Here is a 20,608-nt window from a genome sequence, read left to right on the forward strand (position 1 = left end):
CGATGTACAAGGTGTACGAGAAGATTGAGTCGATCAACGGTTCTGTCATCACGGTGCGGGCAAAGGGGGTGCATTACGGGGAGTTGGCCCGGGTAAAAACGGCGTTTGGCGATTCGCTTGCTGAGGTGAATAAGCTTGAAGGGGATGTAGTTTCCCTGCAGGTGTTTGCGGGAGGCCGGGGTATTTCCACCGGGAGCGAGGTGCGCTTTCTGGGGAGGGGTATGCTCGTGAGTTTCTCAGATTATTTGTTGGGGAGAATTTTTAATGGCTCTGGCGTTCCCCGAGACGGTGGTCCGGCCTTAAAGGAAGGGAGGGTGGAAATCGGCGGTCCTTCGGTTAATCCGGCAAAGAGGATTATCGCGCGGCGTATGATTCGCACGGGTATTCCCATGATTGATGTGTTTAATACGCTGGTTGTTTCTCAGAAGTTGCCTATTTTTTCTAGCTCAGGGGAACCGTACAACGAACTGCTGGCCCGTATTGCAATGCAAGCGGAGGTTGATGTCATCGTCCTCGGGGGTATGGGGCTGAAGCATGACGATTACCTGTATTTTAAAAGTGCATTGGAAGAGGCAGGAGCGTTGAGTAGGGCAGTCCTGTTCGTGCACACTGCCTCAGATCCTACCGTAGAATGTTTGATGGTCCCTGATATGTGTCTTGCAGTTGCCGAGCAGTTTGCCTTGAAGGGTAGGGATGTGTTGGTGCTCTTAACCGACATGACTAATTTTGCTGATGCTATGAAGGAAATTGCGATTACTCAGGAACAAGTTCCCTCGAATCGTGGGTATCCGGGTGACTTGTACAGCCAGCTTGCGTCGCGCTATGAAAAGGCGGTCGATTTTGATGATGCAGGGTCAGTGACTATCCTTGCCGTTACCACCATGCCAGGGGATGATGTTACGCATCCGGTTCCTGATAACACGGGGTACATTACTGAGGGTCAGTTTTATCTGAAGAACGGGCGCATTGAGCCCTTCGGGAGTCTATCCCGTCTTAAGCAGAACGTAAACGGGCGTACGCGTGCGGATCATCGCGCGCTTATGGATAATATGATTAAGTTGTATGCCGCCTATCGTGATGCGCTTGAGAAAAGATCTATGGGTTTTGCCATGAGCGAGTGGGATGAAAAACTGCTCACATACGGTGGGCTGTTTGAAGCGCAGCTCATGGATCTTTCGGTGAATATTCCGCTTGAAGAGGCGCTCGATACGGGGTGGAAAATTCTGGGCCGGTGTTTCACCCCAGAGGAGACGGGGATTCGCTCTGATTTGATTAACACGTATTGGCCCGCGTAGGGTGGTGACCGATGGCGGTGCGCTTAACCAAAAATGAACTGAAACGTCAAAAAGAGACGCTCAAGACGTTTCGCCGTTTTCTCCCTACGCTTCAGCTTAAAAAGCAGCAGTTGTATGCTGAGATCCGTGCCGTTGAGGCGCGCGCTTCTGAGGTACGTTCCCGTGCAGATGCCCTGCGTCAGGATGTTCAGCAGTGGGTTGCAGTTTTTTCTGAAAGCGGTGTGTTCGACGCGCGTTTGCTCCGCGTGCAAGAGGTAAAGAAAACGTATGCTAGCATTGCAGGTGTGCGTATTCCCTGCTTTTTAGAAGTGCACTTTGCTTGTCCTCCCTATGACTTATATCGTGTTCCTCTGTGGGTGGATACTGCAGTGCGCAAAATGCAGGAAGTGCTAAGCTTAGACTTGGAGGCGCATGTTCTCGACGAACAGGCGCTTCTCCTGGGTGCAGAGTTGCGGACTACAACGCAGCGTGTTAACCTCTTTGAAAAAGTTAAGATTCCTGAGACGCGGGCATGCATACGGAAAATAACGGTGTACCTCGGTGATCAGCAGGTTGCTGCAGTAGTGCGGGGGAAGATGTCTAAGAAGAATCTGGTAGACGTGAGTCGGATGGAACAAGAGGATACACGGTGATAGTTCCTATGAAAAAGGTAACGCTTCTGGTGCTCGGTTCTGAGCAAGAGCGTTCGCTGCAGGCGTTGCGTTCCTTTGGTGCTGTGCATGTGCAGTTGCGGGAGTGTGCAAGTGAGCGACTTACAGACTTGCACGCGTTGGACGCTCGGTGCGTGCAGGCCATTGCGCTCGTCACTGACGCTCAGACAAAGAATGTTACCCGAGGAGAGGAGTGTCGCGTTGCAGGTCAGGTGGTAGAAGCAGCAGAGGCCGTGGAACAGATCGTACGTACTCATTCAGACCGCGTGGAACTTGCTCAGCGCATTGCGCAGTGCATTGCGCATCTGGAACGCTGTGAGCCGTGGGGGGATTTCGATCCGGCGGATGTGAGGGCACTCGCACAGTGGGGGATACATCTTATCCCCGTGGAGCTTTCTGAGCGTTCATACCGCTGCTTGCCCGATGAGTTGCAGACGCTTTGTCTTGCTCGTCGCGGGGGCTTGGTGCGCTGTGTGCTTGTGGCAGATAGACCGGGGCTGCCGCCATCTCTTCCTGCCGATGCGCGCGCGCTGGAATTGCCAGACGTTTCTCCCGCTGACATGTTTGTACGGCTCAGGCAGTTGCGTGAGGAGTGCGCTACGCTAACACAACGGCTTCTTGCTTATTCGGAATACCAAGGGGCGATTCGCGCCTTGCGGCAGAAGATTGCCGCAGATATCGAGTTTGAGCGCGTGCATCTCAGTATGGTTTCGGTAGACGTCAGTCAGTGGCGTGAAACAGGAGAGACGTTGCGCATTGCGCACGTCAGTGGGTACCTGCCTGTTTCCCGGGTGCGTGCCTTTTCTGAGTGTGCGCGGAAGGAAGCGTGGGCGTATTGCTGTGTAGACCCTATGCCTGAGGATCCAGTACCTACACAGCTGAGAAATAACCGTTGGGTAAATTTGATTTCCCCGTTGATGAATTTCCTCGGCACTGTGCCCGGCTATTGGGAGGTAGACATTTCTGGCTTCTTTTTGCTCTTTTTTGGCGTGTTCTTCTCAATCATCTTTGCGGACGCAGGCTACGGCGCAGTCCTCACGCTTGTGTCCTTGGGAGGGATTGTTCTCAGCAAGAGAAAACATGCAGTGGTGAGTCCAGCATGGTGCTTGGGACTATACTTAGGAACGCTCACGATGGTGTGGGGTGCGCTCGTGTGTAACTGGTTTGGTGTGCCTGTCCAGTATGTGCCGGCGTCGCTCGCGCGTATTGCAGTTTGGGAGATTTCAGGCTTTGCGGATGCCGCCCAGCGGAATAAGAATCAGATGCACGTGTGTTTCTTTCTCGGTTTATTGCACCTGTGTCTCGGTCATTTGATCGTCGTGCGGCGCACCTTCCGTTCCCTGAGGGTGCTTGCAGAGTTTGGTTCTCTTCTCATGTTGGGTGGTATGTACGTGGTAGTGCTCAACTTGATTGTTGACAAAGAGCGCTATCCGCTTACCGGCATGGTTGTCGGGTCTATAATAGCGGGTTTTGTGCTGAATTTTATCTTTGTGAATTATCGGGTGAGTGTGCGGCAGAGTGTTGCAGACAGTATGAAAAACGTAATTAATGCGTTGCTGGGCATTGTAAATGTATTTGCAGATGTCATGAGTTATATTCGGCTTTGGGCGGTGGGATTGGCCGGAGGGGCAATCAGTGCGACAGTTAATGAAATGACACACCCTCTGTTTGCCAATTTCCTGGCGTTCCTTGGGATAGTGCTACTGCTGTTTGGACACGGGCTGAATTACGTAATGAGCATACTGTCGGTGATTGTGCACGGTGTGCGCTTGAATACCTTGGAGTTTTCTAATCATGTGGGTCTGATGTGGACAGGCATACGATATACTCCCTTTAGGGAGCGTTAGCATAGAAAGAGGTAGAAAGAGAGTGGAGGGCTCGTTATGAATTTTGGTATGTTTGGCGCCGCGGCGGTGCTGGGGATCTCTGCGGTGGGTTCTGCGCTCGGCTTGGCTTTGGCAGGGCAGGGAACGATTGGTTCGTGGAAGCGCTGTTATCTGAATAATAAGCCCGCTCCCTTTATCTTGCTTGCCTTTGCGGGGGCTCCCCTTACGCAGACTATTTATGGTTTTTTGCTAATGAAGGCGATGCTTTCTTCTGAAAAGGACCCGTGGTACCTACTCGGCGCGGGGGTTGCGTGCGGTTTGGGAATTGCCGCTTCGGCGCTTTCTCAAGGGCGGGCTGCCGCAGCCGGCGCCGATGCGCTTGCAGAAACGGGTAAAGGATTTAGCCAGTATTTGACTATCGTTGGTTTGTGTGAGACGGTGGCGCTTCTGGTGATGGTTTTTGGTATTATCAACTGCTAGATGTGGTGAACGTTGTGGTATAGCGCTTCGACCATGCTTTTGATAGACGTAGGGAACTCGCACGTAGTGTTCGGAATCCAAGGCGAGAATGGTGGCCGTGTGTGCGTGCGTGAGTTGTTTCGCCTTGCGCCTGACGCGCGTAAAACCCAAGATGAGTATTCGCTTCTCATCCATGCGCTTTGCGAGCGTGCGGGGGTCGGCCGTGCTTCTCTCCGTGATGCGTTTATTTCCTCCGTCGTGCCTGTGTTGACAAAGACCATTGCAGATGCGGTCGCTCAGGTTAGCGGCGTCCAGCCGGTTGTCTTTGGCCCGTGGGCGTACGAGCACTTGCCGGTGCGCATACCAGAGCCAGTGCGCGCGGAAATTGGCACTGACTTGGTAGCCAACGCGGTGGCGGCCTATGTGCATTTCCGTTCTGCTTGCGTGGTAGTGGATTGTGGAACAGCGCTCACCTTTACGGCGGTGGATGGCACGGGGTTGATTCAAGGGGTGGCAATTGCGCCTGGTCTGCGCACTGCGGTGCAGTCTCTCCATACAGGAACGGCACAATTACCACTTGTTCCTCTTGCCCTGCCTGATTCCGTTCTGGGCAAGGATACTACGCATGCGGTGCAGGCGGGTGTGGTGCGGGGCACGCTCTTTGTTATTCGCGCTATGATTGCACAGTGTCAGAAAGAGTTAGGGTGCCGCTGTGCAGCGGTGATAACGGGGGGGCTTTCGCGTCTTTTCTCGTCAGAGGTGGACTTTCCTCCTATCGATGCACAGCTGACGCTCTCAGGTCTTGCACATATTGCGCGGTTGGTACCGACATCTCTCCTGCCACCTGCTACAGTGTCAGGTTTATCGGGGAATTGAGGAAACTGTTATCCGCGCTCCCCATCTTCCGATACTGGATCGGTGTCGGGAGGAGTAGGAGTGGGGAAGCGTCTGTGCTGTATCGCGCTGGTGATGCGCGCGTTCTGGTACCTCAGTGCGAAGGGAGTCAGTATCGCTTACGTGCCCGTTCATCGCAGTGAGGGTTCTCAAGATTCGAGCATGAGCACAGCAGTGGGCGATACGCTCCTTAACGCCTTCTTCGACGAGGGAATGGTGGTTACGGCAGTACCGCCGGGTGTACACGACGGCCAGACTATAGCAGAAATTGCTGCGTGTTTTGAAGTAATGCCCGATTACGCGTTGTTGGTGCAGTTTCATTCCGCTCGTCTCCCTGGTGGGGAAGGCCCTACCTCCCGTGCCCGCGGCGCTTGGTCTTCAGATAGGTTCCGTGCTGTGTGGACATTAGTGGATTTGCATACGCAGCGCGCGTGTGTCTATGCGTGTGTCGCCCCATACAGGGAGAGTATTCCCGTTTCTGAGTGTGTTGACGTCGTTACCCGTTGTATTGCGGAGCAGGCAATTTCGTACATACGGGTGGGCACGAGCACCGATACAGCCGGAGTTCAGTTATAGAAAATAGGGAATACGTAAGGTGTCTGCAGCATCGCTTCAGCTGGGAGGAGTCTTATGATTAAACGCCACATGTTCGCAAAAAGGGGTATCAAAGGAAGATCTTACCTGGTTAGGGTGAACACTGCGTTCTTAGTGCTTTGTATTGCTTCTGTCACGCCGCTTTGGGCTGTGTGGGAAGGGAATGCAGAAATTGGCCCCCAGGGAAGTTTTCTGCAGGACGGCATGTTTGTGCGCAGTGACATGTTCCCCAAAAACACTGCTGTTGAAATTAGCAACTTAGAAAAGAATGCCAAGGCCCAGGCAGTGGTTATTGGGCACGCAGGGATCCCCGGTCTTCTAGTTAGCCTTGCACCCGCTGCTGCAGCACAGCTTGGGATTGGCGTATACCAAGCTGTGCGTGTACGCGTACGTACCTTGGGTACCGTGCGCGGTGGGTCTCAAACAAGTCAGGACGGACTGCCCCTTGCATCTTTGCCGTCCCGTGTGCCTGCGCGCCCCGCGCAGCGTGATCCTCTGTCATCCCCGCCGGCAGGTCACACTGTGCCGGAATATCGCGATACGGTTATTTTCGATGACCCGCGTTTGGTTTCCCCTTTGTCTCGTGAGGTGGAGGACGTGCCGAAGGTAGTGGAGCCGGCCTCTGAGCGTGGGGGAAGGGAGCGTGAGGTGGAGGACGCGCCGGGGGTAGTGGAGCCGGCCTCTGAGCGTGGGGGAAGGGAGCGTGAGGTGGAGGACGCGCCGGGGGTAGTGGAGCCGGCCTCTGAGCGTGGGGGAAGGGAGCGTGAGGTGGAGGACGTGCCGGGGGTAGTGGAGCCGGCCTCTGAGCGTGGGGGAAGGGAGCGTGAGGTGGAGGACGCGCCGGGGGTAGTGGAGCCGGCCTCCGAGCGTGGGGGAAGGGAGCGTGAGGTGGAGGACGCGCCGGGGGTAGTGGAGCCGGCCTCTGAGCGTGGGGGAAGGGAGCGTGAGGTGGAGGACGCGCCGGGGGTAGTGGAGCCGGCCTCTGAGCGTGGGGGAAGGGAGCGTGAGGTGGAGGACGCGCCGGGGGTAGTGGAGCCGGCCTCTGAGCGTGGGGGAAGGGAGCGTGAGGTGGAGGACGTGCCGGGGGTAGTGGAGCCGGCCTCTGAGCGTGGGGGAAGGGAGCGTGAGGTGGAGGACGCGCCGGGGGTAGTGGAGCCGGCCTCTGAGCGTGGGGGAAGGGAGCGTGAGGTGGAGGACGCGCCGGGGGTAGTGGAGCCGGCCTCTGAGCGTGGGGGAAGGGAGCGTGAGGTGGAGGACGCGCCGGGGGTAGTGGAGCCGGCCTCTGAGCGTGGGGGAAGGGAGCGTGAGGTGGAGGACGCGCCGAAGGTAGTGGAGCCGGCCTCTGAGCGTGGGGGAAGGGAGCGTGAGGTGGAGGACGCGCCGGGGGTAGTGGAGCCGGCCTCTGAGCGTGGGGGAAGGGAGCGTGAGGTGGAGGACGCGCCGGGGGTAGTGGAGCCGGCCTCTGAGCGTGGGGGAAGGGAGCGTGAGGTGGAGGACGCGCCGGGGGTAGTGGAGCCGGCCTCTGAGCGTGGGGGAAGGGAGCGTGAGGTGGAGGACGCGCCGGGGGTAGTGGAGCCGGCCTCTGAGCGTGGGGGAAGGGAGCGTGAGGTGGAGGACGCGCCGGGGGTAGTGGAGCCGGCCTCTGAGCGTGGGGGAAGGGAGCGTGAGGTGGAGGACGCGCCGGGGGTAGTGGAGCCGGCCTCTGAGCGTGGGGGAAGGGAGCGTGAGGTGGAGGACGTGCCGAAGGTAGTGGAGCCGGCCTCTGAGCGTGGGGGAAGGGAGCGTGAGGTGGAGGACGTGCCGGGGGTAGTGGAGCCGGCCTCTGAGCGTGGGGGAAGGGAGCGTGAGGTGGAGGACGCGCCGGGGGTAGTGGAGCCGGCCTCTGAGCGTGGGGTCGCTTCTCAGCATACGAAGCAGCCATCCCACTCGGTTTCCAACTCAGCTCCCAATCAGTTTCGGAACCCTGAGGGGGAACTCCCCTTTACGCTCCCTGACCTATCCGAGTCAGAAATTGTGGTTCCGGAGGAACAGAAAGGACGTGCGCATCCCCAGGTGATACCCGAGGGTGCGCCACGTGGACTGCAACCTGGTGAATACTACGTACAGATTGCAGTCTTTCATGACACTATCCAGGTGCAGAGCATTGTCCACCGTTACGGGGTAGAATACCCCATCGCAGTGGAGCAGGACATCCATGAAGGTAAAGCGCGTTTCACCGTATGCGTCGGTCCTGTCCAAAAAGACGAACGCGGCGCGGTACTAGAGAACTTCCAAAGGTTTGGATTCAAGGACGCCTTTCTGAAAAAGGCGCGATGATCAGGGTCGGCCCTCCTCCTCCCCTCGTGACCGTGGTAAGTCGCCCCGAAGGGGGCGCACAGAGCCCAAAGGAACGGAAGGGAAGGGGCAGACTTAACTATTTCTTTGTTTTTTTGAGCACGTAGAACGGTGCCATCTCCTTTGAAGGCTTTCCTGCGCCGGGAGCGCCCATGTAGCGAACGGAGTTACCGTCTATCAGCTCGTACAGCTCTTTCTCGTGCGGCGCCTTCGATTGCTCCGAGGACACAAGCGAGAGTTCGACAATTCCGTCTTCACGTACCATCCACGTACCGCGATACGTAAGAGGAGAAGGTGCCGACTTCTTCTCAAGGGCAAGCTCTACCTTTTGCGCAGTGCCATCCGCGTTGAACGTCACAGTCGTATCGATTCCCGGGCAATCGGCCGCAGGTAGCGTACCCCGAAAGATACCTCCCTTCAACGCGCACTCTACCTTTTCCGCTTTAGCCTTCCCGGCGTGCGGACACACGGTTGTGCACGAGACACACAAAGCGCTACCGAGCGCTCCAACACCAAGGAACGCGCACAGCGCGCGGACAGATCCTTTCATCACAGAAAACCCCCCTTGTCACGTCTGTAAGACTCGGGGGAGAAAAGCCCAACAATGCAAAAGTTACGCTCCCTCTTGCCAAAAGTGAGAGAAGAGCGCAGGCCACCGCGCACGCGGGGCAAACGTGGGGTTTAGGAGCGCACCTGCGCCCCGGCCGCGGGTGCACGCATCTGAGCCTCAAAGGCAGCAACAAAGCGGGGTAACAGTTCATCAACGGTGCCCTCGATACGAAGGCCAGCAGCGCAGCGATGACCTCCACCCCCGAAGCGAGCGGCGATAACGCTTACGTCAATCGATCCTCGCGATCGAAACCCCACCGAACAATGTGTGGGAGATTCCTGACGTACCACCACAATTGCCTCGACGCCCTGGATGCTCTGGATGAGCTGATACAGAGCATCGGAGTCCCGCACATCAAGCCCCAACTGGACCGCGTCTTCGCAAGTTTCGTACGAGGTCATGAGCGCGCCACCATAATACGGCGTCAGTCGAGAAAGCACGCGCGCAATCAACATGCGCGAAGCAAGGGATCTCCCACCGTTCATGGCAAGAAACGTGTCCTTCGGATTGGCGCCTGCACGTACAAGACGCGCAGCAGAAGCGAACGTGTCCGCACTGTGCTCGTCGAGGTGGCGAAAAAAACCTGTGTCCGTAGCCAATCCCAAAAAAAGTGCGCGCGCCTCGGCTGCTTCAAGAGATCCGGCCATCGTCTCGATTAACGTTTGCACCAATGTAGTGGTGGACGGAGCTGTTTTTACGACGAACGAGTGCGCGCAGTGGTCGCCGCACGTTTCGTGATGGTCTATGAACGCGCGCGCAAAGGGGGCAAGCTGCGAGGCGAGCTCAGCGCCAACGCGGCTGAGCTCAGAGCAGTCGACCACGATGACGGCCGTCTGATCAGACGGCCGTATCTGCGCAGAGAGACTTGGACGGAAGAGTGTCGCGTACGCAGCGATCTCTCTACGCTTGAAAGGACCCGCAGACAAAAGCTCAACCTCTTTCCCTATGCGTCTTAGGAATGAGGCAAGCGCAAGACTGGAACCTACACAGTCCCCATCCGGCTTCTCATGCCCCACGACCGCAAACGCGCGATGCGCGTCAATGAACTCGATGAGCCCGGAAAGACCCCTCCCCCGATCCCCTGTACGCGCCGCGCACGAAGAGGGGGAGGAAACGGACTTAGGAAGAGAACTCGGGGGACTGGAACTGAACATCAAACTTATCGTCGTACTCAGAAGGACTTTTCAGCGTTCCCCACACCGGGCTGCTCAGGCTGCGAGGGAGTGTGAGCTTTACGTAGGTAAGTGTGTTCCCTTCCATAAAAAACGAAAGGTAGGGATCGACGCGCACTGGAGCGTGCCGCAAGAGCACCTTACCCACCCTGGGCGAGAACCAGGCGGACGGCAGATAGATCTCGGCCATTTCGAAGTTAGCACGCCGGTAAATAACCCGATAACCCAAGCGGTGAGAGAAGACTTTCACCACAGGAAGATTGACGTAGTACATACGAGAAGAGTTGCTCTCAATGAGCCCTGGGGGAGGGGGCTCTAACACACGCTCAGCAGTATCAGATGCATCCTGCGCACTCAGAGCGATAGCAGAAGCGCACAGCACAAGGCGTAGACAACGAGTTGAAAATTTCATAGCAAAACCTCCGCGGCGGCGGGATTCTAGCCTAGGTGTGTCCCTTAATACAAGCGTCTGTATCACGCTCCTTGCAGGTAACCGCGCCGTGAAAAATGCGCGCGGTTGATTTCTTGCGTAGAGCTACAGTATGCTGGTACATGCGCATTTATCTTGCGTCAAACAACGCGCACAAGCACGCGGAGTTCTCCTCACTTTTCCCCATGCACACGATTCTCCTGCCGAAAGACGAGGGTATCGATTTTTTCGCGCCTGAGGACGGGTCTACTTTCTTTGCTAATGCAAGGCAGAAGGCTGACGCCCTCTATGACGTGGTACATGCGCCTGTGCTCGCCGATGACTCAGGTCTCTGTGTGGATGCTTTAGACGGGGACCCAGGGGTGCATTCGGCGCGTTTTGGTGCACAGCATGGGGTACACACAGACACTGCGCGTATGCAGCTCCTTCTGGAACGTATGCACGGACGGCAGGACCGTGCCTGTTCCTTTGTGTGTGTGGCGGTACTGAAGTTGGGATCGGTGCCGTTGTGCGTTGGGCGGGGGGTGTGCCGGGGAGTGTTGACTACAGAAATGTCTGGGGTAGAAGGTTTTGGCTATGACCCGATTTTCCTGTTGCCACACCTGGGCAGGACGTTCGCTCAGCTCAGCATTGAGGAGAAGAACCGCGTCTCTCACCGGGCACTTGCGGCGCTGCGCCTCGCACAGGTGTTGGCCATGATGCAGCTACCCCGTGCGCTGCGCTACGAGTTAAAGCTTTTGCGTGGTGCTCGTCGTATGACGCGCGGAGGCGTGCTGCGGCCTGGCGCCCCCTGTGCGCAACGTAAGGGACAGACCGCGCAGACTGCCCGAAGACACAAATTTTATGCACGCGCTCGGAGGTGTGCCCGTCGCATACATCGTGCCTAGTGCTCTGCAAGGTGCATGAGCGAACGGAGCGCAGGACACGCGCTTGACTGCAGCTGAGAGGAGGGATTGTACGAAGACGATGTTTTTTGTACCATGGCCCCACGCTGCACCATCGGAGGGTCCCCATGGCGGTAAACGACGAACAGTTTCAACTCGTTACCTTCCAGCTCGGGGAGGAGCTTTATGGCATCGACATTATGGGTGTCAAGGAGATTGTGAAGGTTCAGGACGTTCGTCCTATTCCCTGTGCGCCTGCTTACGTCGAGGGCATTTTTAATCTGCGCAGCGAGATTATCCCTATTATTAACCTGCACAAGCGCTTTCACCTACGCGAGGCTACGCTCGAGTCGGGTGACGAGTATCTCGGCGGCTTTGTCATTCTCAATGTGGAGGACAGTAAACTCGGCATTATCATCGACCGCATCGCGCGTGTTATCGCTGTCTCGCAGGAGGACGTGCAGCCCCCCCCCCAGGTTATCACCGGCATCGGGGCGGAGTACATTCATGGGGTCGTGCGCCAGGGGACGAGTTATCTTATTGTTCTGGATATCCACAAGCTGTTTAGCTCCAAAGAGTTGCAAAAGCTCGCGAACCTCTAGTGCCCCACCGCTGTCTGTCTCCTGCCTGCAGCTCCAAGCGCCGTGTGGGGTCCATCCCCGTCCACAGCCCCGCCATCCGAAGGTCCGAAATGGACGCGGTGCTCACCTGCTTGGTGGATGAAAAAATTGGCCCTGGTTCGCTTGGCAGCACCCTCATCCAGTTGGTGCGCGAGGTGTTTTCTCCAATCGATGCATACGTGCTGCGCAGCCCCGCTATCGCACTTTCCTTTGCACTCCGTGCACTGAAATTGCCTCCTGCTTCCCCTGTACTTCTTTCTGCGCTTGCGCCCTTCTGGCACTACCGTGAGGTGCTTCACCAGGGGCTGCAGCCGCTTGTCCTTGACGTAGACATTCACAGCGGTTTGTTGTCCCGTGATGTGGTGGAAACTGGCATCGCGCGTGGCGCTCGTGCGCTTCTTGTGCCTGAAACACTTGGAAATGTGCCTCCTGCAGCGGTGTTTTTGGAACTGGGGATACCCGTCATCGAAGACAGCTCTCAGAGTGTCGGTGCAGTATTGGGAGAAAAGAAGGTGGGAACCTTTGGCTCGTGTGTCATCGTGGGATTGGAGGCACACGATATGCTTACCGCAGGCGGCGGCGCGGTACTCATGGCCTTTGAGGCCGCCTGCGCGCGTCGGCTTCAGGCGCTTGTGCCAGAAGCGCTTGCCGTTGATATGCTGCCGGATATGAACGCGGCGCTCGCGTGTGTCCAAGTAAAGCAGCAAGAAAAAAATATTGCCCTCAGGCGCGCAATCTACGACCGATACTCCTCTGCGCTTTTGCGTACGCGTCACGGTACGCTTCACCGGTGTGAGCAATTGGAACACAGTGCCTACGCTTTTCCTGTTGTCCTTGCTTCTGGTCTGAAGGAAGTGACGCGTTACGTGCGGCAGGCGTCCATTGAGATTTCTCCTGCCTTTGAACATTCCATTGTGGCAGCGTTTCAATTACCTGCTATGCGCAGACGGTGGCCTTTTCCGCAGTTTCTTCCTACTTCTGCATCGCACACGGCACCTTTTCAGGGTGAGGACAGGGAGGTACTAGAGACCACGCAGGGCGCGGAAAAAACCTGTCAGGACTCTAGCTGGGAAAAGGAAGTGCGTGCGTCTGAGATTACGCCTGAGATATGTTGGCCACATGCATCTGCGCTTTTGTTGCGCTGCGTGCGCTTTCCGTTGTACCCGCGTCTTGCGCCTGCACACGCACAGGAAATTGCGCGCATCCTTGGGACACTGCCGTGAGCAGCTGCGTGTGTCCTCAGCGGCCTGTTGCAAAATCATCGGGGGACGCGAAGGTGTTGCTTATTGTCAGCACGTACAAACCGCGCGCTGCGGTGCTCGCTGCGGACGTTGTGAACTTTCTGAGCGTACGTGGATTCCAGTGCCACACCATTGAGTATGATGGATTGAATAAAGAAAGCTGTGCTCGCGCAGGCTATATGTTTGCAGTCAGTATTGGGGGGGATGGTACTACACTGTTTGCCGCGCGCTGTGCTTCTCCTTCTGGTATTCCCATACTTGCCATAAATTTAGGGCGTTTCGGCTTTATCGCTCCTATTGAGCCACGGTATTGGCAACAGGCGTTGAGCGATTATTTGGCAGGGGGGGTGCGCCCTGCTGAGCGTGCGCTCATATCGTGCACCGTCACACGTGCGGGTAAAGAGATTGCTTCGTGTCTGGCGTTAAACGATGTTGTCCTTTCAAGTGGACGCGTCGCGCGTCTTACCCGGGCAGAGGTGTGCTTCAACGACATTTCTTTTGGCGTGTATGAAGCTGATGGCATTATTCTTGCGACGCCTACAGGATCTACTGCGTACTCGGCGGCCTGTGGCGGTCCCATCCTCGATCCGGACCTTGATGCGTTTGTCCTCACTCCCATAAGCGCACTGTGCCTTTCTAATCGTCCCGTGGTAGTTCCCTCCTCAGGGGTGGTGCGTATCAAGGTGTTGTCTATGCGACACAAAGAAACGGTGCTGTCTGTGGACGGACATGAATTGTGCACGTTGCAGGAAGAAGATCAGCTGCTTGCAAGCAGGTCATCGTGCAGCGCACGATTGGTTTTCTGTACACCACACGTGTTCTACCGTGCACTGTGCTCGAAACTGGCGTGGTCAGGGAGTATTTTTTCTCGCAGGGGAAAACGTCACGATGATTGAGCAACTTTCGGTGCGCAACGTTGCGCTCATTCAATCTTTGGCGTTGGAGTTTGGTGCGCAGTTTACTGCTCTCTCAGGGGAGACGGGTGCGGGTAAGTCAATGATACTCGGCGCGCTGTCCTTTCTCTGTGGGCAAAAGGTAGGGCCTGATCTTATTCGCAAGGATGAGAACGAGGCATGGGTTTCTGCGGTGTTTCGCTGTGATCACGCACCGCGTGCGGTGCACACATGGTTGGCAGAACGGAGTATTGAGCCTGAGCACCACCGCGTGCTCCTCCGTCGGGTGATGCGGCGTACCGGTCGTGGCACGGCGTGGATTCAAAACGTCCCGGTCTCTCGCGCAGATTTGGAGTTTTTCACGTCATTTTTCATAGACCTCCACGGACAGCATGAACACCAATCGCTGTTTCGTGTTGCAGAGCATCGCCGCTTTCTGGATACCTACGGAGGACTCCAGCAAGAAGTTGATGCGTTTACTGCGTGCTATGCGGCTCTTGCAGAGCGACGCGCGCAGCTGCAGCGGCTCGCTTCCTGTGAACACAACCGGCAGGAGCGGCTAGAATTCCTCTCCTTTGCCCTTGAGGAACTGGAGCACGCAGCGTTGGACGTGCATGAGGAGCGTGCGTTGGAAGGAGAAGAGCAAAAGCTCTGCCAGCACGAAAAACTCTGTGATGTGATGCAAAGGGTTGACGCTGCAATTAGGGGGGTGGACCTGCAAGAGGGCGCGCTGCTTTCTTCCTTAAAGAAAGCGCTTGGTGCACTTGAAAGCGCCTGTGGGATTGATGGGAGTCTTGAGCCGGCGCGTGCCCGTTTAGAAAGTGCGTACTATGAAATCGAAGACGTAGCGCATGTTCTGCGTACGTATGCAGACGGTATTCAGTTTTGCCCTGACCGTTTGCAGCACGTTCAGGAGCGTCTTGCGCTCATATACCGGCTGAAGAAAAAATATGGAGGAACAGTTGCGCAGGTTTTAGAATACCGTGCGCGTGCGCAGCAAGAGATGCAGGATCTTTCACAGGCGGTGGGTGATAAAGAGGCGCTTGAGCAAGATGTTCAGCGTCTGATGGCTCAGGTATTACACGCGGGACGTGCCTTATCGCTTAAGCGTCATGCAGTGGCAGAAGCGTTTCGTACGCGGGTGGAGGGAGTGCTACACCGTTTGGGGATGGCGAGTACGCGGTTTCACGTACAGATATGCACGCGCGATGAGCAATGCGCGAAACAACGCACGGGTCCGTATGGCTTTGATGACGTTGAGTTTTTAATTAGCGCCAACGCAGGAGAGCCTGCGCGTCCGCTAGCAAAGATTGCTTCAGGGGGGGAACTCTCCCGCGTGATGCTTGCTTTAAAGACTGTGCTTTCATCGGTCGATGAAGCGGGCACGTTGATTTTTGATGAGATTGATGTGGGAATTGGAGGTGAAACGGCGCGTGCGGTTGCAGAGCATTTGCAAGCGTTGTCTGAGCACAAGCAGGTTGTGTGCATTACGCATTTGGCTATGATAGCGGCGCACGCGGATGCGCACGTGTGTGTGAAAAAAGAGTCGAGTGGAGAACACACGAATACGAGCGCGGCGCATGTAGTGGGGGAACGACGGGTTCAAGAAGTTGCGCGCATGCTAGCAGGGGACACGCACAGTGCAACCTCCCTGGCGCATGCGCAGGAGTTGTTGCGCGCAGGCGCGCGGCAGAGAAGGGGGGAGTGCGGTGACTGAGGAAGAGCAGAATGCTCTGTACCAGAAAAAGTTGAACGTATACCAAGGGACTATTGATCAAATCTTTACGCGTGAAAAAAACATTTTAGAACTGATCAGGCGGGATGGGACGGGCGCGGCGTACAAGAAGCTCGCGTTGGTAGATGACATGATTTACCTCAGTACGCTGTACGCTGCTAAATATCAGACACAGGTTGTAGTAGTAGGCGGCAAGCAGGAGGATCTGCTGAATGAGGCGCGGAAAACGCTTTATAAGGCGCTCATCTATCTTGAAGAAATTGTTACCAATTTAATTGACGCGCCGTTTTCCGATTACCAGGAACAGGTGGCGCAGATAGCGAACGTAAGTCAGCAGCAGCGTTATTATCTTATCCGTAAGATGGGACTCGCCATTGATTCCATTATTAGCGCCTATGGGACGAATACTAAATGGTATTGGTCTTTTGTAGAGCTCCAGGCGCGCTACGCAACGGTGGCGAAGAATATTCTGGATTTAGCGAATTCTTCTGAGATTGGATTGAATCCACAGGCTGACGAGTACGAGATAGTGGTCTATCACCTGCGTTTGGTAAAGAAATTACTCCTGCAGGCAGCTGAGCGTTACCGGGAAAAGTATGAGATGACGTCTTCCAGTTTTGAAGATTTTAAACTGGCTGTCTGCTACCTGCACGCGCTGCGCAGGGTCCACCTGTTGCTCAACGAGCGACAGGACGCAGAGGAGGTAAAAAAGAAAGCAAAGGTGTGGAGCGAGCGTATGGAAAAGGATCAGCGTAAGAGAGATCGAAGCGACAAGTAGGGTTAGTGCGTGCTCCTGCCGGCTGTGGAGTGTCTCGGCTGCGGGTGAACGTTTGTTATTTACGACAGGGGGAACGGGCGCGCATAGGTGACGCTCATGCTTTTTTTTTATCTGCCGAGAAGGGGGCGGGTATGGGCGGTTTTTTTCTGTCGCTTGCGGGGTGTTTTTTGTTGGCAGCAGCCTACGGCGCGGCGCAGACGGTGCACGTGATTGCTAAGGGCGAGACCCTCTTTTCACTTTCGCGTCGCTATGGCGTGCCCCTTTCTGCGCTTGCGCAGGCAAATAATCTGGCAAACGTACACCAGCTTGTGCCTGGGCAGCGCGTAGTAGTTCCACGAGGATACACGGTGCGCCGGGGTGACACCCTCTTTTCGATTGCCCGTATGCTAAACTGTTCACTTGCTGCGCTTCTTGCAGCCAACGGAATCTCTGCTGCGCACACTATTCACCCAGGTGATGTGCTCGTGATTCCTCCGCGTGAAAAGTCGCCTCCTACCGTGGCGGGCGCGGACCGCATCTTATCTGTGTCTTCTTTGCCCGATGGGGATCAGTGGGCGCGTGCCCGTGCCGATCCCGTACAGACTCCTGTTTCTCCCCCCGCTGCTGTGCCGGCCCCCGAGAGGAGAGAAATTTCTCTGCGTGATCCGCGTCAGTATATCAGTAAGAAAGTTGATAAGAATGCGCGCTGGCCGGTGAGCCCGACTTCGCTTGCGTACGTGCGGGGCAAGACCTACGGGGTTGTTATTGATTCGGAAAGAAATGCTGCCGTGCGTGCACTCATGTCTGGTAAGGTAATCTCCAGGGGGACCCATCGGGGTTATGGTCAGGTGCTCTTTGTAGAGTCGGCGGGAAAGCACGTGTACGTGTATGGAGGACTTGAGCGTATTTTGCCAAAGTCAGGAGATTATGTTTCTGCCGGCGACGTGCTCGGTAATTTGGGGTTTGACGCAGCAGCGGCGCGATCACGATTGTACTTTATGGTATATAAAAAAAATAAACCAATAGATCCGGCACAGGCTCCGCGTGGTTTTTAGTTCTTCTATCCTAAGGTAGTGCTGCGCGCGCGGGGCGCACGGCCAGTACGTCGCTTTTGAACGGAGGACGATTATCCGTAGTCTGTGTGCGCGGGGTTGCACTGTTGCTGTAAGAACAGGTACGGGGGTGTTGCGGTGAGCGTACGGGTATACCTTTTTGTTGCACACGGATTTGAGGAAGTGGAGACTATCACCCCGTTGGATTATCTCAGACGTGCGGGGATAGCGTTAACGCTCGTGGGTGTTGGGGCAGAGCAGGTTGTTTCTCCGCGTGGCTTGCGTGTGAGCTGCGACTGCAGTCTTGAGGCGCTTTGTGCTTCTCCGGGCATCGCGGATGCCGCGTGCGCCGCAGATGCGGTTCTTCTTCCCGGGGGGTTGGAAAACTGTCATACGCTTGCCGCCTGTGCGGCGGTGCGTGATTTTGTCATGCGCGTGCACCTGCGCGGAGGACTCGTCGCTGCGCTGTGTGCTGCCCCGGCGCGAGTGCTCTCTGCGTGGAATCTCCTGGGGTCACGTCGCTATACCTGCTATCCGGGTATGGATCCGGCGGTGTTCTCCGCACATGACGATGGGGTTGGGAAAAGGACGGAAGAGGAGGAATCGCGTGCGCTTCGTAAACCTGAGCGCGCGCGGGTGGTACGTGATGGAAATCTTTTGACCGCGTGTGCGGCAGGTGCGGCAGAAGAGTTTTCTTTCGCAGTTATCGAAGCACTCTGTGGAGTGGAAGTTGCGCAAAGTGTGCGTGCGCAAGTGGTGGCCCGGTGAATCAGAGGGACGAGCGTGCTGCGCGGCAGCCAGAGGAAAAGGTGGATTCATCTGCCGGTGTATCTCCCTGCAATAGTCCGTATGGGAGTGGACTTTTGGATGTTCCATTAAAATTAAGACCGCGTGCGTCCCACTACCGTGCACGATCATTGGTAATTGGAGGAAAGGAACGCGTGCGTGCGTTGCCTCTTGGGGGTGACGCACCGATTCCTATCCAAACAATGTGGAAAGAACCGCTCATTGGTGCAGATCTCCAGTCCATTGTGGACCGTCTTTTGGAACTTGAACAATTAGGATGTGACGTTGTGCGTTTTGCCGTTCCTGACAAGGAATCAGCTGAGCTTTTTGTGGCGCTTTGCGCGCGCACGCGTATGCCGCTTGTTGCAGACATTCACTTTGATTACCGGCTTGCGCTGCGGTGTATGGACGGACCGGTAGCGAAGGTGCGTATTAACCCGGGGAATATCGGTGTGCGTGAGCGCGTGCGTGCGGTGGTAGAAAAGGCTCGAGCAACCGGCACTGCTTTGCGTATTGGGGTGAATACCGGCTCTCTGCCGGGTGTGGTGAAGCGCGCAGTTGCGGCGCGTTACGCGGATGGGATGCAGTCAGTGAATGCGCGTGCAGAAGCGTTGGTGCAAACTGCCTTTGCAGAAACTGCGTATCTAGATCAGTTACACTTTGATCGGGTTGTCCTTTCTCTGAAGGCTTCTACGGTTGCAGAGACGGTACGTGCCAACGAACTTTTTGCGCAGCAGTCTGATATTCCCTTGCACCTTGGGGTAACAGAAGCAGGCCCGCTTGTTTCCGGTATTGTCAAAAGTACACTTGCATTTTCCCAATTACTGTCACGCAATATTGGTGCCACGGTGCGGGTGAGTCTTTCAGATAGCATGGAGCATGAGGTGCTGGCTGCGCGAGAAATTCTTGCTGAATGCGGTAAACGGGCTGGTGGGGTTCGTTTGGTGTCATGTCCGCGCTGTGGCAGGATTGGTTTTGACGTACACGCATTTGTGCGGAGGTGGCAAAAGGAACTGTTCAGTTTGAAAAAGGATATCACGGTTGCGGTTATGGGCTGTGTAGTGAATGGTCCTGGAGAAGGAAAGCATGCGGATCTCGGTATCAGCGGTGCGGAGGATTCGGTGATTTTTTTTAAGCGGGGAAAGATAGTGCGTCGCATTCAGGTACGTGATCTTTGCGCAGACGAGCGCACGCGCGTAATAGACGCAGCGTTTAAAGAGGAATTGTCAAGTTTATGAATAACCTGATCAAAGCATATGCGGCGGGTGTCATGAGTGCTGCGTTTCTTTTTGGGTCAGAGGGGCAGGTGCGCAGTGAATCCGATCGGGTGCGTGGGGAGGATCCGTGGCATCTGTTACAGTGGGCACAGGTTGTCTATGAGCGAGAGGAATTTGGCGATACGTTGCGCTATGCGCAGCGGGCACGGGCGCTTCGGCGGGAGCAGGTGGAGCACCAGTGCCGAGTGCTACTGCGTGCACGCACACGGGCTGAGTCAGCGGGGATACCCGAAACACTGTCTGATTTATATGCACTTTTAAAAAGTCGAGGAGAGACAGATGCCTGCGAAGTGCTTGATGCTATTTTTCTCACTCATGCGCCGCACGTTTTTCAAAACTCCGTTTCCAAACTGCTCCAGTGGCTGAAGGATTCAGCCGCTTTTCCAGAAGCGGAGTTGCTCTTGGGAAAGGTATTCGAGGGTGAAGGAGAGTACGCCCAGGCTTTGCAGCATTATCGAAATGCGTGGGATACGCGAGCGCAGCTTGTAGTTCCCGACGCTCGCTTTGATATTATCTACGCAATGGCGAATGTGTCTCGTCTGCTCAGTCAGCAGGATGAACGGGAGAAGTACTTGCTCCTTGTGCTGAGCGAAGATCCTCTGTACAGTGCACGTGAGGTGCGGGGCAAGACGCTGCACGCAATGCTTCGCACTATCCGCTCCTCCAATACGGTAGAGAAATTTTTTAAATTATATCGTCATCGAAATGTTCTTGCACTGCGCGCATATCAAGAGCTTACAGAAATGTACGTGCGGACAGATAACATAGAACGCGCTTTGCCTGTTTCGGTGCTTGCAGCCGATATTGCAATCAGTGCGCTCGATTCTTTTTTGCGGAAAATAGAACTCACGTATCAGTATAAGGATCTTGCTGATTTATTTTTGCGAACTGGATCTCATCCGACTATTTCGAAGTGGGCGAATGAGCATGGAGTGTGGCAGACACTGCTCCATTTTGCAGATCTCTTATACAAAAAGGGTTTGCACGCCCAGGCGCGTGATATGTATTACAACCTTGCAGAAAAGTGTCCTGCGTTTGAGTACGCGCGGCGTGCTGCGTATAAGCTTTCTCTCACGCTGTAAGTGGTGTAGGGTGTAGC

At 55.7% G+C, this 20,608-nt stretch carries 20 protein-coding genes; 17 read left to right on the forward strand and 3 right to left on the reverse strand.

The genetic code is table 11. The features are described from left to right. The first annotated feature begins 2 nt into the window (after positions 1-2). From TPCCA_RS02090 to TPCCA_RS05665, 7 genes are read left to right on the forward strand one after another with little or no spacing between them, the layout of a single operon-like run. Positions 3-1,295 (forward strand): V-type ATP synthase subunit B, encoded by a 1,293-nt coding sequence (locus tag TPCCA_RS02090; RefSeq protein ID WP_013945081.1) that lies wholly within the window; start codon positions 3-5, stop codon positions 1,293-1,295. 11 nt (positions 1,296-1,306) lie between these two features. Then, positions 1,307-1,927 carry a V-type ATP synthase subunit D gene (locus TPCCA_RS02095; RefSeq protein WP_010881876.1) on the forward strand — a complete coding sequence of 207 codons (621 nt, stop codon included), beginning with the start codon at positions 1,307-1,309 and terminating at the stop codon, positions 1,925-1,927. Further along, positions 1,924-3,792, forward strand: coding sequence for a V-type ATP synthase subunit I (locus TPCCA_RS02100; RefSeq protein ID WP_013945082.1), 1,869 nt, complete (start codon positions 1,924-1,926; stop codon positions 3,790-3,792). Before TPCCA_RS02095 ends, TPCCA_RS02100 begins: the two co-directional genes overlap by 4 nt. Positions 3,793-3,828: 36 nt before the next feature. Next, the gene (locus TPCCA_RS02105) at positions 3,829-4,251 is read left to right on the forward strand and encodes an ATP synthase subunit K (protein ID WP_012460548.1); all 423 of its coding nucleotides are present in this window, start codon (positions 3,829-3,831) and stop codon (positions 4,249-4,251) included. A gap of 33 nt (positions 4,252-4,284) precedes the next feature. Next, the gene (locus TPCCA_RS02110) at positions 4,285-5,106 is read left to right on the forward strand and encodes a type III pantothenate kinase (protein ID WP_013945083.1); all 822 of its coding nucleotides are present in this window, start codon (positions 4,285-4,287) and stop codon (positions 5,104-5,106) included. Positions 5,107-5,148: 42 nt separating this feature from the next. Next, on the forward strand, positions 5,149-5,700 hold the full coding sequence (locus tag TPCCA_RS02115) for a hypothetical protein (RefSeq protein ID WP_013945084.1): 552 nt from the start codon (positions 5,149-5,151) through the stop codon (positions 5,698-5,700). 54 nt (positions 5,701-5,754) lie between these two features. After that, positions 5,755-8,034, forward strand: coding sequence for a hypothetical protein (locus tag TPCCA_RS05665; protein ID WP_013945085.1), 2,280 nt, complete (start codon positions 5,755-5,757; stop codon positions 8,032-8,034). A 97-nt stretch (positions 8,035-8,131) separates the two neighbouring features. Here TPCCA_RS05665 and TPCCA_RS02125 read toward each other — a convergent pair whose 3' ends face one another. From TPCCA_RS02125 to TPCCA_RS02135, 3 genes are all read right to left on the reverse strand, one after another. After that, positions 8,132-8,602: a copper resistance protein NlpE gene (locus TPCCA_RS02125; RefSeq protein WP_013945086.1), complete on the reverse strand. Its 471-nt coding sequence runs from the start codon at positions 8,600-8,602 to the stop codon at positions 8,132-8,134. Between the two features lie 131 nt (positions 8,603-8,733). Continuing rightward, complete coding sequence (locus tag TPCCA_RS02130; protein ID WP_013945087.1) at positions 8,734-9,816, reverse strand: DHH family phosphoesterase; 1,083 nt, start codon at positions 9,814-9,816, stop codon at positions 8,734-8,736. Further along, on the reverse strand, positions 9,782-10,246 hold the full coding sequence (locus TPCCA_RS02135; RefSeq protein ID WP_245522195.1) for a hypothetical protein: 465 nt from the start codon (positions 10,244-10,246) through the stop codon (positions 9,782-9,784). The genes TPCCA_RS02130 and TPCCA_RS02135 overlap by 35 nt, the downstream gene beginning before the upstream one ends. A gap of 95 nt (positions 10,247-10,341) precedes the next feature. On the opposite strand from TPCCA_RS02135, the gene TPCCA_RS02140 reads away from it, so the two are divergent. From TPCCA_RS02140 to TPCCA_RS02185, 10 genes are all read left to right on the forward strand, one after another. Continuing rightward, a complete protein-coding gene (locus TPCCA_RS02140) occupies positions 10,342-11,151 on the forward strand; it encodes a non-canonical purine NTP pyrophosphatase (protein ID WP_013945089.1) in 810 nt (269 codons plus the stop codon). A gap of 125 nt (positions 11,152-11,276) precedes the next feature. Next, on the forward strand, positions 11,277-11,750 hold the full coding sequence (locus TPCCA_RS02145) for a chemotaxis protein CheW (protein WP_041609993.1): 474 nt from the start codon (positions 11,277-11,279) through the stop codon (positions 11,748-11,750). Positions 11,751-11,839: 89 nt separating this feature from the next. Further along, positions 11,840-12,991, forward strand: coding sequence for a DegT/DnrJ/EryC1/StrS family aminotransferase (locus TPCCA_RS02150; protein ID WP_013945091.1), 1,152 nt, complete (start codon positions 11,840-11,842; stop codon positions 12,989-12,991). Further along, positions 12,988-13,905 carry an NAD(+)/NADH kinase gene (locus TPCCA_RS02155; RefSeq protein ID WP_013945092.1) on the forward strand — a complete coding sequence of 306 codons (918 nt, stop codon included), beginning with the start codon at positions 12,988-12,990 and terminating at the stop codon, positions 13,903-13,905. The genes TPCCA_RS02150 and TPCCA_RS02155 overlap by 4 nt, the downstream gene beginning before the upstream one ends. Continuing rightward, entirely contained in the window at positions 13,898-15,619 is a 1,722-nt protein-coding gene (gene recN, locus TPCCA_RS02160; protein WP_013945093.1) for a DNA repair protein RecN, read from the forward strand. Before TPCCA_RS02155 ends, recN begins: the two co-directional genes overlap by 8 nt. Next, positions 15,561-16,415, forward strand: coding sequence for a hypothetical protein (locus tag TPCCA_RS02165; RefSeq protein WP_013945094.1), 855 nt, complete (start codon positions 15,561-15,563; stop codon positions 16,413-16,415). Before recN ends, TPCCA_RS02165 begins: the two co-directional genes overlap by 59 nt. A gap of 131 nt (positions 16,416-16,546) precedes the next feature. Continuing rightward, entirely contained in the window at positions 16,547-17,449 is a 903-nt protein-coding gene (locus TPCCA_RS02170) for a M23 family metallopeptidase (RefSeq protein WP_245522198.1), read from the forward strand. 135 nt (positions 17,450-17,584) lie between these two features. Continuing rightward, complete coding sequence (locus tag TPCCA_RS02175) at positions 17,585-18,214, forward strand: DJ-1/PfpI family protein (protein WP_013945096.1); 630 nt, start codon at positions 17,585-17,587, stop codon at positions 18,212-18,214. A gap of 41 nt (positions 18,215-18,255) precedes the next feature. Further along, positions 18,256-19,470, forward strand: a complete 1,215-nt coding sequence (gene ispG / locus TPCCA_RS02180; protein WP_193386061.1) for a (E)-4-hydroxy-3-methylbut-2-enyl-diphosphate synthase — start codon at positions 18,256-18,258, stop codon at positions 19,468-19,470. Then, positions 19,467-20,591, forward strand: coding sequence for a hypothetical protein (locus tag TPCCA_RS02185; protein ID WP_013945098.1), 1,125 nt, complete (start codon positions 19,467-19,469; stop codon positions 20,589-20,591). Before ispG ends, TPCCA_RS02185 begins: the two co-directional genes overlap by 4 nt. The last annotated feature ends 17 nt before the right edge of the window (positions 20,592-20,608 follow it).

It is taken from the genome of Treponema paraluiscuniculi Cuniculi A, assembly GCF_000217655.1.
GTDB classification, from domain to species: domain Bacteria; phylum Spirochaetota; class Spirochaetia; order Treponematales; family Treponemataceae; genus Treponema; species Treponema pallidum.